The sequence below is a fragment of the Qipengyuania soli genome (genome assembly GCF_015529805.1).
Classification (GTDB): domain Bacteria; phylum Pseudomonadota; class Alphaproteobacteria; order Sphingomonadales; family Sphingomonadaceae; genus Qipengyuania; species Qipengyuania soli.
Genome location: NZ_CP064654.1, coordinates 1,044,749 through 1,056,863 on the forward strand (window position 1 = coordinate 1,044,749; position 12,115 = coordinate 1,056,863).

Consider the following 12,115-nt stretch of genomic DNA (forward strand, 5'->3'; position numbering starts at 1 on the left):
TGGTCAGTTCTTGAGTGCGGGAAGGATCGGGTCGACGGTCCCGTCCGACGGTGTCGACTGGGGCAAGCCGATCAGCTTGCGAACCAGCGGAGCAACTGACGTATTCTGGAAATTGGGCAACTTCGTCCCGGGGCGAAACGCAGGCCCGTTGGCGATGAACAGCGCATCCATTTCCTTTGCGAACGGATCGTACCCGTGCGTCCCGCCGGACCATGGGGAGGTTGGCTTGGTGGGGAGAATGTTCCAGCCCACTTCGGCGAGGCAAAGGTAGCTGGGAATGCGCGGGTGCGTGCCGTATTGGAAGCGCGCCGGGATTTCCGACTTGCGCCAGCACTCCATGTGGTCATGCGGTTTCAGGAGAGCCGCTTCCAGTTTCGTTGCATTGCCAGCTGTTGCCTCGAACGTCGCGTAAGGGCCGTTTTCAACAAGTCTGTAGAATGCCGGATCCACCAAGGAGTCGAGCGCGATAACCCGTTCAGAACTGGTCGCGGCCATTCCATGGTCGGCAACGATGACCAGGTTGGCCGGTTGCCCCAGCTTGGCCAGCCCGTCGACCAGCATGCCGACGTATTTGTCGACATCGCGAAGGGCGGCGTTCACCTCCTCGCTGTCGGGTCCGCCATCGTGTCCGGCGGTATCCACCGTGTCGAAATAGAGCGTGACGAAAGCCGGCCTGATGTCGGCCGGTCGACGGAGCCAGTCGAGCACGGAATTGACCCGCTGCGTGTTCGTGACCTGCATCGAGAATGCCTGCCAGTCCTGCGCCATCACGCCACCCTCGACCGGACCCCAGCCTTCGACCTTGCCGCCCCATGGCACTGCCGAGCCGGGCCAGAACATCGCTGCGCTGCGGATGCCGGCTTCCTCGGCTTCGACCCAAACAGGCTTTGCGTCGGACCACCAGAAGGGATCGACCGTGGCCATGGTGAAGACCTCGTTCGGTCGGGCTGGATCCTCCATCTTGTTGGCAGTGATACCGTTATGGTCGGGCACCAGGCCCGTCACCAGGGTCCAGTGATTGGGAAAGGTCTTGCTGGGAAAGGAAGGGGACATGTCCGCCCGGACGCCGGTTGCAGCAAGCCCCGAAAGCGTCGGGGTCATGCCGCGTTCGAGATAGTCCGAACGGAAACCGTCGATGGAGACAAGGATGGTCACCGGCTCGCGTGCCTCCTGGACCGCCACCGGGGCGGAAGCGCTTTCCACCGCAGGAGCACAGCCTGACAGTGCGAGAGCAGCGGCGGCGATTGCAGTGGTGAACCGGTGACCCATCTTCATTTCCTCAATGTCCCCCGCCGACGAGTGACAGCCGTGCGAAGACCGTCGCGCCGAAGGGGTTCTTTCCATAAACGCCGTCGAGCACGTCAGGCTTGCCATAGAAGGCGCCTGAAGCGCCCAACGCAAGCTCGAACGGCTTCAGATCGATCCGATGCGCATAGCCGAACTGGAACTTCGACACACGAAAACGCTGGTCATGTAGCGGATCGTCATGGTCGGGGAAGAGCTCGTCATTGGCGACGTTCTCGAACCGGCCAAATACGGTGTTCGACTTGTCAAGGTCGTAGTTGACCTCTGCCAGCCATGCGGTCAGCGGGCTATCGTCGTGTTCCTCGCCCGGCAGTTCGTCCGCGTGATCTTCGACCCTGCGCTTCGAACTGAAAGCCAGCATGGCCGAAAGTCCGTCGAAGTTGGCGTAGTGAGCCGATGCCGTGAAGCGACGTTCGTCCTCACCGGGATGGACCGCCTCGGGTTCCTTGATCCAGCCATAGCTGGCCTGGATCGCCAGGTTCGCGCTGGGCGTCAGGGTGCCGCGAAGCGAATAGCTGTCGAGCTTGGGCGTCTCGATATCCCACCGGTCCTCATCCGGCTCTGCGCCGCGGAACAGCGATCCCTCAAGCTGGAAGGCTGAAGTCTTCACGCCTGCGGTCACGACGCCGTAGGTGATGTGCGTGGAATCGAACCAGTGATGGGTGATCGGCGGTTCCGGATTGAGGGCTGCGGAATCGCGATGCATGAAGGCGCTCGGTCCGAGTGCCGGTTCGCCCACCGGGCCGCCGTAAAGGAACACCGTGGCTCCTTCACCGACATTTACGTCGATGCGTGCAGCAAGCTCCATGAAGAGGTCGTGAGGATGCTGCCGGTCGACCAGTGGCTCGCCGTCGGCGGTTTCCCCGGTCGCGAAGAGGTTGGGATAGCCCCTCGCATCCATGAGCGGTTCGAGGCTGAACATGCTCTTCAACTGGATGCGCCCCCAGCCGGTCTGGCGCTCCGCATTGAGCATGCCCATCGAAGTCACGTAGAGCTGGTCGTCACCGCGCGGGCCCGAATGGTCGGTGTACTGCGTCGAGACGAAGCCGTGGGCCATGACCATCCATGGGTCGTTCGCCAGCATCAGGCCATGATGACCCATGGGCATACCCCCGCAAGCGCCGCCGACGCCCTCAGAAGCACCGGGTAGAAGCGAAGTTCCGGAACCCTCCTTGGTGCGCAGGACGTATCCGATCGCGATGCAGGCATCGTCCTCGGCCATTTGGTGCTGGCCGTGATCCATCTGGGAATGGTCCATTTGCGAATGGTCCATTTGTTCCATGTCGTGTGACTGGTCGGCGGTTTCGCTAGCCGATTGCGGTGTCGCATCATGATGCGAATGGTCCTGCGCTGCGGCAGGATATGCGATGACTGCGCCGCCAAGCAGCGCCAGAGTGCGAAGTATCATTATGGTTGGTCCGTCTGTTTGCCTTGATTGGTCGGCGCTGGGGCCGTCGAATCCTGACTAGAGACGGGGCGGAGGCGTGTCGGGCGGGGGCGCGCGGGAGCTGAGCCGGGCCACCAGGTCCGTCACCGGCGATATGCCGGTCAATTCCACAAGAGCAAATTCGTCGGCGGGGGTGCTCAGGGGCGCGCATCCGATGCATTGGTGTGACGATGCAGTAGCGGCATGGTCATCATTCGACTGCCCGCCTTCATGATGGGATCTGCCATGATGAGTCTGAGCTGCCGAGGCCTGCATTTCGCCGCAGGTGCTCGCGCGAGCAAGGCCCGGCAAGGCCAGCATCACGACAAACAGGGCAAGCATCAGCGTCCGCATGGTACGTATCTAGGTGGTTCCGGCTGCGCTGCCAATCACACGTTGAACTTGAACAGCATCACGTCGCCGTCCTGCACCACGTATTCCTTGCCTTCCTGGCGCAGCTTGCCGGCTTCCTTCGCGCCGCCTTCGCCGCCGAGTCCGACATAGTCGTCGAAGGCGATGGTCTCGGCGCGGATGAAGCCGCGTTCGAAATCGGTATGGATTTCGCCCGCTGCCTGCGGAGCTTTCGCACCGCTCGGGAAGGTCCATGCACGGGCTTCCTTTGGTCCGGCGGTGAAGAATGTCTTCAGGCCGAGCAGTTTGTAGCCTGCGCGGATGACACGGCTGAGGCCGCTTTCGTCGAGCCCGAGTTCGGTAAGGTATTCGGCGCGATCCTCGGCAGGCATGGCGACCAGTTCGCTCTCGATGGCTGCCGAGACGACGACCGCTTCCGCGCCCTCGGCAGCGGCCTTGGCGAACACCAGTTCGGACAGGGCATTGCCGGTCGAAGCATCCTCTTCCGCGACGTTGCAGACGTAGAGAACGGGCTTGGCGGTCAGCAGCTGTGCCTGGCGGAATATCCGTGCCTCTTCATCGTCCTTGGGCTCGGTCAGGCGGGCAGGTTTGCCCTCGCGCAGCAGGTCGAGTGCCTGGCCAAGGACGGAGGCCATCAGCTTCGCTTCCTTGCCGCCGCCGGTTGCGCGCTTGGCTGCGGCAGGAACGCGCTTCTCGAGACTTTCGAGGTCGGCGAGCATCAGCTCGGTTTCGACCACCTCGGCATCGGCAATCGGATCGACCTTGTTGGCGACGTGCTGGATATCGTCATCCTCAAAGCAGCGCAGCACGTGGACGATCGCATCCACCTCGCGGATGTTGCCGAGGAACTGGTTTCCCAGGCCCTCGCCCTTGCTGGCACCCTTCACGAGGCCGGCGATATCGACGAAGGCGAGCTGCGTCGGGATGATCTTGGCGCTGCCGGCAATGGCGGCAATCTTGTCGAGCCGCTCGTCCGGCACCGAGACCTGCCCGACATTGGGCTCGATCGTGCAGAACGGGTAGTTCGCGGCCTGCGCGGCCTGCGTTTCGGTCAGTGCATTGAAAAGGGTGGACTTGCCCACGTTGGGCAGGCCGACGATCCCGCAACGGAAACCCATCGAAAACTCCGGAATATGGCTTTGGCCGCGCCCTTAGCCAGAAGCGGAAAGGATTGCCAGCAGATCAGGCCTTGTGAACAGCCCGGACGAGCGGCCCAAGCGGCGATCTACCGAGCCATTCTACCTGCGTGCGTGCGCAGACCTCGTTGATTGCGACCTGCGGGATGTCTCCACCGCTCACCGGGAGCCGGAGCGGCCGCGTGCCAGGGGGCATGCCAAGAACACGCGCCATCGCTTTGGGCACGTCCATGGGGTCGGCAGTGCGCCCCGAACCATCTTCCTGTCCCATGCGTGCGACTACCTGCGGGTACCCGTCCAGATGGCGCTGATCCACGCGCTCCTTCAGCTCCTTCGAATAACGGTTTCGGTTGACCCAGACTTTGGTGGGATAACCACCCGGCTCGATGATAGTGACGCCGATATTATGCGGCACAAGCTCGTAAGCGAGTTGCTCGAACAATGCTTCAACCGCGAATTTCGTTGCCGAATAGTGGCCTGCGTATGGGACAATCACGCGTCCCAACTGGCTGGACACTGCGAATATGTGGCCCTGCTTCCCGGCCCGCATACCGGGGAGTACGGCGCGGGCCAGTCTTTGGTACCCGAGGACGTTCGTATCGAAAGCCAGGCGCGTCGCTTCCATGTCCTGGACTTCTATCGGCCCGGTAATGCCGATGCCCGCATTGTTGACGAGTACATCCATGCCGCGTCCGGCAATTCTCTCGGCCTCTGCCACGCCCGCAGCGACCTGCGCATCGTCGAGCACATCGATTTCGATGACATGGATGTCCAGCTTCTCGTCCCGGGCAAGTTTCCGCAATTCCTCCGCCTCGGGCCGGGGAAGGTTGCGCATGGTGGCAAAAACCTTCGCCCCCGCGCGCGCGAAGAGTTCGCTAGCAAGGCGCCCGAACCCGGATGAAGTGCCCGTGATCAGTATGGCCTTACCAGAAAGTCCGCTCGCCGGTTCGATCGCATCCGCCAATGCTACGCGACTTCCGGCAAGTGTCGCTCCGGTGGCGGCGGCTCCGGCCAGAAGGCTCCTGCGATCAATCTGCGGCATTTGCTCTCTCCCTTGCTTCGAATCCTAACACCGCGCCCGGTGCTTTCATCAATGGTTTATTCTCTCGTGGTAGGCGTAAACCATGATCCGCAATCGACTGCTTTCCACCACGATCCTGATAGCCGCGGCGCTGTCCGCATGCTCGCCGAGCCCGGAGACGAGCTTTGCCAACGGACGCGAAGCATTCGCCGCCAATGATTACCGCGGGGCGCGTGTCGCACTGATCAGTGGGCTACGCGAAAAACCCGATGACCATGAAATGCGCGTGCTTCTGGCGCGGACCCAGATTGCACTCGGCGATGGGGAAGGTGCCACATCTACGCTGGCAAAGTTGCCAAAGGAAATGACGGACCGCCCGGACGTGGCTGCTGTGGCAGGTGAGGCCGAAGTCCTGCGCGGTCAGTACGACAAGGGCATTGCCCTGGTCGACGGGCTGGAAACGGGCGCCGCCGACCGGGTTCGCGCTCTGGCTTATATCGGGTTAGGCGAGGTCGACAAGGCGGCAGAGGCGTTTGCAGCCGGTGCCGGCCGCGCAGCGCCCGATGCTTCGCTGCTGGCTTCCTATGCCCGCTTCTCGCTGCTGCAGGGCGAAGCTGCCAAAGCCGACGCATTGGTGGGCAGGGCGCTCAAGCTCGACCCGCGAATGGTCGAGGCTCACCTGGTTCGTGCCGACATGCGCCTGGCGCGAAACGAATTGCCCGGCGCGCTCGCATCGTTCGATCGCGTGCTCGAACTGCATCCCGCCAATTTCGACGGGCGCGTTGGCAAGGCGGAAGTGCTGATCTCGCTTGGACGCCTCAAGGATGCTGAACCCCTGGCGGCGAGCCTTTCGGAAGAAGCACCTGACGAGCAATCGGTCATCTTCCTGTCCGCAAGGCTGGCAGGGAAGCAAGGCGACTGGGCCAAGGTCCGGTCCATCCTCCAGCCACATGAGGACGAGTTGCGGGTCAATCCGGTCGTCACAGCGCTCTATGGTCGGGCGCTTATCGAGCTCGACCAACCAGCGGTAGCACTGGGCGTTTTGGAGCCTTCACTCAAACGCCATGGCGGATCGCGAGCCCTAAGGCGGCTTGTTGTGCGGGCGCAGCTGGCTTCGCGCGACCCTGCGGGCGCGCTGGCCACGATCCGTCCGCTTGCGAGCAGACCCGATGCCACGCCCGAGGAACTGAAGCTGGCCAGTCTTGCAGCCAAGGGCGCTGGGAGCGATGGCGCGGCATCGTTCGAAAAGCGTCTCAGCACACCCTCACCCGAATGGATCGGCGGTGAATTAGCAAAAGCCGATCGCGCACTCCGCAACCGGCAATGGAGCGATGCGGAGTCTCTCTATCAGAGCATCCTGACCCGGACCGGCGGCGAAAACGCGATGGTCCTCAACAATCTTGCCTTTGCCAAGCAGCAGCTGGGCAAGGATAGCGAGGCGCTCGACATGGCGCTTCGTGCAGTCAAGCTGGAGCCGGAGAACGCCTCGATCCTCGACACCGCAGGCTGGATGCTGGTCCAGTCCGGTTCGAAGGCCCGCGGTCTCGAAATGCTCAGGCGCGCAGCAAAGCTCGACCCGGACAATCGCACGATTGCCCGTCATCTGGGACAGGCCGAGGCGAGCTAGGCACCAAACATCGGCACGAAATGAAAGCGGCGCGTGATCGAAACCACGCGCCGCCGAATGCGCTTGAATTGTATGGCCGACGCTCAGGCGTAGGCTACGCGAACCTTTGTCGCTGCCTGCCCACGTCCACGGGCGCCGAACGCAATGGCCAGGACAGCCATGCCGAACAGCAGGACCATGCCTGGTTCGGGGACGTCGTTGCCGCCCGACGAGCTGGTCGAGGTGATCTGGCGACCGCTGGCCGAGGTCACGCCGTCAATACCGCTGATCGACTGGTAGCGGACAAAGAAGTCGTCGAGGGTCAGGCTTGCAGGCGCCGTGCCGAAGCTGAGGCTCAGCGTGCCGGTCCCAGTCGCACCATCATAGACGCCGCCCGAACCGCCGCCTGCGCAGCTTCCGGTGCTCTGGGCCTGGAAACAGACGTCCACGGTGCCGATACCGTTCGGATAGTTGGAATCAGTGTTTGTGTAGCCGTAGGTTCCGGTGCTGGTCGCCGCGTCGATGTCGGGGTCAGTGTTGAACGCGAAGCCCGAGACACGCGAGGTAATGCCATCGTCAGCCGCGCCGGTGTTGGTCAGCGAATAATCGAAGGTGTAGATGCCGTTTTCGATCGCCGTAAGCGTGAGCGTGAGGGAGGAATTGAGACCGTCGAGCGAGGGGCCACCATTGACGAAGCCGTCGAAATCGATGGTAAAGCTGTCGCCGACCGAGCCGGAATCCAGCAGGATCGGTTCCGCGATCGCGGGAGTGGCAGTCGCCAGTCCGATGAGTGCCATGGCACTGGTGATGAAACGCTTGAAGTTCACAATTGCCCCCAAATCGGAATGACTTGCCTGATTTGCAGGTTCCGAAGTGTCACGTCCTTAGTGGCATTGCCAGCGCGCAGTCGGGTCTGTCTCAAAGGGGAACAAGCTGCTGGAAGGATGCTAACCGCTCGCGAGTGGTCAGTCCTGCAGGCGTAACGCCAGTTCACTCATGAAACGGGCATCGTCTCCACGAGCGAGCCATTCAGCTTCCGCGCCGATAGCCGCCAGCATGTCGGCAAGGTCGTCCATTTCCGACTTGGCATAATTACCCAACACATGGCCGGTGACTCGCTCCTTATCGCCGGGATGACCGATGCCAATCCGTACCCGCCGAAAATCCGGCCCGAGGTGCTGGTTGATGCTGCGCAGGCCATTATGCCCGGCCAGTCCACCCCCGGTCCGAACCTTTACCTTGAACGGGGCAAGGTCGAGTTCGTCATGGAACACTGTCAGGGTGTCGACATCCAGCTTGTAGAAGCGCAGTGCCTCGCTCACCGAACGGCCGCTCTCGTTCATGTAAGTTGCGGGTTTAAGCAGCAGGATCTTCTGGTTGCCGATCCGACCTTCCTGCACCCATCCCGAAAACTTCTTCTGGACCGGGCCGAAATCGTACATCTCCGCCAGCAGGTCGCAGACCATGAAGCCGACATTGTGCCGGTGGAGCGCATATTGCGGTCCGGGATTTCCGAGGCCAGTCCAGATCTGCATGCGCGGCTGCTAGCTCAAGCGAGCGCGTCGAGAAAGGCCTGCGCCTCTGAAGGGCGACGGAAACGAACGATCCGTCCGGGGAAAGCCCCGAGGCGACGTTCGAGCGCTGGCGTTTTCACGCGACGAAAGACGGCGACGTTGTGGAGAAATTCGAGATCGAACCTTTCGGGACATCCCGGCGGGGCATCGGGACGGACGGTTCCGTGCAGTGTCGTGATGCGCTTCACCAGGCGCCAGAGACACAGTAACGTCGGATAGTCGAGCAGGATCGCCGTGTCGGCCAGAGCCAGCCTGCGTTCCATGCTGCCGCCGTAATTGCCGTCGATGATCCAGCTGTCGCCTGCAAGCAGCGTGTCGAGCTTGGCATCCCAGTCTGCCGGATCAGGTTCGGTCCAGCCTGGCAGGTGGTAGTGTGCGTCAAGGTGGATCAGGGGAAGGCCACTGTGCTGCGCGAGAGCGCGAGCAAAGGTCGACTTTCCCGCCCCTGGCGAGCCGATGACGAGGACGCGCTCCACGATCTTGCGAGGTCAGGCGGTGGGCCAGATCGGCAACAGCCGCGAGTCCGCGACCGCAGCGGTCCGATGGCAAGTGATGCGCTGGGCTTCGGGATCGGAAGCGAATGCGAGGAAGCTCTGCTGGTTCGCTTGCCGAACGAGAACGACGTAGTCCCAAGCCTCCTCAGCCGGACCGATCAGGAATCCGTCCGCGCTGCCTGAAAACAGGACCTCACCCCCACTGGCCACCAGCAAGGGCTCAAGCTCGTCCATGTAGATGCGATAGGCCTGTTCGCCTGTCACTCCGCCTTCCGGCTCCAGCGCGGGTGCGTGCGAGTAATCGGCACGCTCGCGGAAGCGCAGCAGGTTGAGCATCACGACCGCTCCCGGTTTCGGGTTGCCGAAGAAGCGTGCTCCCTGTTCGGGCGTAACTTCCAGGTATTCTGCCATGACTTCCCCTCCATAAAAGCAAAACGCCGGCCCCTCTCGGGACCGGCGCTTCAGGAAACCCGCGAAGGGTGGGGCAGGGATTACTCCGCGCCGCCTTCTTCTTCGGTGGTTTCTTCTTCTTCGGCTTCGTCAGCAGCCTGGGCGCTGGCGGGTACCGAAGCGGCGTCGGCCGACGAAGTGTCGCCTTCGGCCTTCTTGAGTGCCGAGGGAGCGACCAGCGTGGCGATGGTGAAGTCGCGATCGGTGATCGCGCTCTCGCTGCCGGCGGGCAGGGTCACTTCGCTGATGTGGATCGAATCGCCCACATCCTTGCCGGTGACGTCGATCTCGATTTCGCTCGGGATCTTGTCGGCATCGCAGATGAGGTCGAGTTCGTGACGGACGATGTTCAGAACGCCGCCCTTCTTGAGGCCCGGGCTCTTCTCTTCGTTGGCGAACACGACAGGCACGTTCACTTCGACCTTCGCGCCCTTTGCAAGGCGGAGGAAGTCGACGTGTTCCGGGCGGTCGCTCACGGGATGGACAGCGACGTCCTTGGGAAGCGTGCGGACCTTCTTGCCACCGATCTCGATCTCGACGATCGAGTTCATGAAGTGGCCGGTGCCGAGCTGGCGAACCAGTTCCTTGGCTTCCACGTGAATCAGTGTGGGTTCTTCCTTGCCGCCGTAAATCACGGCAGGGACGCGGCCATCGCGGCGCAGTTGACGGGAGGCTCCCTTGCCAGCCCGTTCGCGCGCCTCGGCCGGCAGGGTCAGAGCGTCGCTCATCTGTATTGCCTTTCGAATGCGTTTGAATGCTTCGGTCCGCCACGCCTCCAGGGATGACCATGACGCCGAAGGGCGCGCCATTAGGGGGAAGGGGGACAAAAGGCAAGCCTTGGTGTGCAGGGCCGGAAATCCCGCCACAGAGCTGCGCCAGGCTATTGCGTCCTTGCCACGCTGTACCCGCGGGCCTCGAGCATTGCCGCAAGACCATCGGGTCCGCCCATGTGGCCGGCGCCCACTGCGACGAGAGGTTTCTCTGGGCGTGCCAATATGGTCGCCAGTTTTGCTGACCATTCGCGATTGCGCCGTACCAGCAGTGCCTCGCGCAGTTCCGGATCGGCGAGCATTCCACCGTCGGCAGTGCGGGATAACGCATCCACATCGCCGCGCAGCCAATCTCGGGCGAGACGGTCGTCTTCCGAGGTTCCGTCGGTGATCTCGTCGATCACCGCCTGCAACAGGTCGCGTTGATCGGTCTCGGGCAGGGTGTCGAAAATCGACAGTTGCCTTTGCGCGCCTTCCAGCTCCTCGACACTCCGGCCCCTGAAGTCGGCCAGCAGGGCGAGATCGGCACCATTGCCCCCGTCGCCATCCTGTGCGGCCTGGGCGAGGGCAAGGGCGGCGGCCCATGTCTCCATTGTGTCGAGATCACTTTCGGCAATACTCGCCTTCTCGAGCGCTGCATCGAGTTTTTCCCTGTAGGCTGGAGTCACGCGGCTGCGGATTTTGCCTTGCGGACCGTCGAACGCCAGCCTGCGGAATTGCGCTGCCATTGCCGCTCCATCCGCGAGATTGCCGACCTCGACAACCAGCAGGTCGGCCTCGTCGATCGCGGACTGCAGCCGGGCAGTACGCCATCTGGTTCCTTCAGGCAGGGCATGGATCGTTCCGAAGAGCCAGCCTTCAACGTTGCCCGAACCATCGCGGATTTCCCACAGGGCCGGTTGGGAGCCAGCCTCGGCAAACTCCTTGTCCTTCTTGCCGCACCCGGCAAGCAACAGTGTCCCGAAAAGGACACCGAAGATCGCTTTCGCCAGCGGGTTCATGCGCTCACGGATCGCTGGCCTACTGGACCCGCTCGACCCGGAATCCGCGCTGCGTGAGATAATACTGGACGCTCTTTTCCCCGGCGAGGTGGCCTGCGCCAACCGCGACGAAGACAGCGCCGGGCTTGTCCATGCGATTGTCGATCCACTCCGCCCACTTCGCATTGCGGTTATAGAGTAGGATGTTGGTCAGAACGGGATCGGTCAGGCCCTCGTTTAGGAGGGCTGCGAGGCCGTCTGCATCGCCTTCCATCCATTCGGCGACCATCTTGTCCATCATCGGCGAGACGGATTCGATATTCTCCGCAGAGGACATAAGGAAAGAGATCTGCGATTGCATCGGGAGCTGGTCGAACATGTCGATCTGGAAACCTATGGTCTCCAGTGCATCGCGCGTTACCTGCGGAGACAGATCCTTTTCGATGACCTTCTCGACACCGGAGTCCATGTCGTAACCAGCCTTGAGCAAAGGCAGCATTGCCAGTGTCATGCCCGCGAACCATGGTTCAAAGCGGTCGAATGCGTCGACCGGCAGGCCCAGCTTCGACATCGCGGTTTCGTACGAAACGCGCTGGTCGGCATCGAGCAGGTCGCGCATAGTCTTGTTACCGCTCAGCATCGCCTTGGCAGCTATCATCTGCTGGGAAGACGGATCGGTAATCGCGTCCCCGGGAATCTCAGTCACCAGAGTGCTCGAATACTCCAGCGCCTGCTCGACGGGGCCCACCCGCCACTTGACCTCGCGCGGCAGGGCGTGGACGGTGCCGAAGAGGTAGATGGTCGTGTCCTCGTCCGCGAGCATCCACAGGGCCGGACCAGACAGCTCCTTCGGGTCCTCGACAGCAACTGCCAGTGCGGGGGCAACATCGGAGACTGCATCCTGCGCCTGAGCGGCAGCACCCTGGAAGAGCAGGGAAAAGCAGGCAGCAGTACCGAGAAGGACACGTTTCATGTTCGGGT

12 protein-coding genes are annotated in these 12,115 nt (G+C 62.4%); 1 reads left to right on the forward strand and 11 read right to left on the reverse strand.

Annotation, left to right across the window (positions count from 1 at the left end; translation table 11 throughout):
• Positions 1–3: 3 nt before the first annotated feature.
• From IRL76_RS05275 to IRL76_RS05290, 4 genes are all read right to left on the reverse strand, one after another.
• Complete coding sequence (locus IRL76_RS05275; protein ID WP_425504518.1) at positions 4–1,269, reverse strand: alkaline phosphatase family protein; 1,266 nt, start codon at positions 1,267–1,269, stop codon at positions 4–6.
• Positions 1,270–1,279: 10 nt separating this feature from the next.
• Entirely contained in the window at positions 1,280–2,713 is a 1,434-nt protein-coding gene (locus IRL76_RS05280) for a hypothetical protein (RefSeq protein ID WP_200983743.1), read from the reverse strand.
• A 407-nt stretch (positions 2,714–3,120) separates the two neighbouring features.
• A complete protein-coding gene (gene ychF / locus IRL76_RS05285; protein WP_200983744.1) occupies positions 3,121–4,221 on the reverse strand; it encodes a redox-regulated ATPase YchF in 1,101 nt (366 codons plus the stop codon).
• 64 nt (positions 4,222–4,285) lie between these two features.
• Complete coding sequence (locus tag IRL76_RS05290; protein ID WP_200983745.1) at positions 4,286–5,281, reverse strand: SDR family oxidoreductase; 996 nt, start codon at positions 5,279–5,281, stop codon at positions 4,286–4,288.
• Between the two features lie 82 nt (positions 5,282–5,363).
• Here IRL76_RS05290 and IRL76_RS05295 point away from each other — a divergent pair, with 82 nt between their 5' ends.
• Positions 5,364–6,887: a tetratricopeptide repeat protein gene (locus IRL76_RS05295; RefSeq protein WP_200983746.1), complete on the forward strand. Its 1,524-nt coding sequence runs from the start codon at positions 5,364–5,366 to the stop codon at positions 6,885–6,887.
• Positions 6,888–6,970: 83 nt separating this feature from the next.
• On the opposite strand, the gene IRL76_RS05300 is transcribed toward IRL76_RS05295, so the two are convergent.
• The 7 genes from IRL76_RS05300 to IRL76_RS05330 all read right to left on the reverse strand — a co-directional run bounded on the left by IRL76_RS05300 (position 6,971) and on the right by IRL76_RS05330 (position 12,107).
• Complete coding sequence (locus IRL76_RS05300) at positions 6,971–7,693, reverse strand: cistern family PEP-CTERM protein (RefSeq protein ID WP_246450013.1); 723 nt, start codon at positions 7,691–7,693, stop codon at positions 6,971–6,973.
• Positions 7,694–7,831: 138 nt separating this feature from the next.
• Complete coding sequence (gene pth, locus IRL76_RS05305; RefSeq protein ID WP_200983747.1) at positions 7,832–8,401, reverse strand: aminoacyl-tRNA hydrolase; 570 nt, start codon at positions 8,399–8,401, stop codon at positions 7,832–7,834.
• Positions 8,402–8,415: 14 nt separating this feature from the next.
• The gene (locus tag IRL76_RS05310; RefSeq protein ID WP_200983748.1) at positions 8,416–8,916 is read right to left on the reverse strand and encodes an AAA family ATPase; all 501 of its coding nucleotides are present in this window, start codon (positions 8,914–8,916) and stop codon (positions 8,416–8,418) included.
• A gap of 12 nt (positions 8,917–8,928) precedes the next feature.
• Complete coding sequence (locus tag IRL76_RS05315; protein ID WP_200983749.1) at positions 8,929–9,345, reverse strand: DUF1330 domain-containing protein; 417 nt, start codon at positions 9,343–9,345, stop codon at positions 8,929–8,931.
• Positions 9,346–9,425: 80 nt separating this feature from the next.
• Positions 9,426–10,112, reverse strand: a complete 687-nt coding sequence (locus tag IRL76_RS05320; protein ID WP_200983750.1) for a 50S ribosomal protein L25/general stress protein Ctc — start codon at positions 10,110–10,112, stop codon at positions 9,426–9,428.
• Between the two features lie 152 nt (positions 10,113–10,264).
• Positions 10,265–11,155 carry a TraB/GumN family protein gene (locus IRL76_RS05325; protein WP_200983751.1) on the reverse strand — a complete coding sequence of 297 codons (891 nt, stop codon included), beginning with the start codon at positions 11,153–11,155 and terminating at the stop codon, positions 10,265–10,267.
• Between the two features lie 19 nt (positions 11,156–11,174).
• Positions 11,175–12,107, reverse strand: a complete 933-nt coding sequence (locus IRL76_RS05330; protein WP_200983752.1) for a TraB/GumN family protein — start codon at positions 12,105–12,107, stop codon at positions 11,175–11,177.
• Positions 12,108–12,115 lie beyond the last annotated feature (8 nt).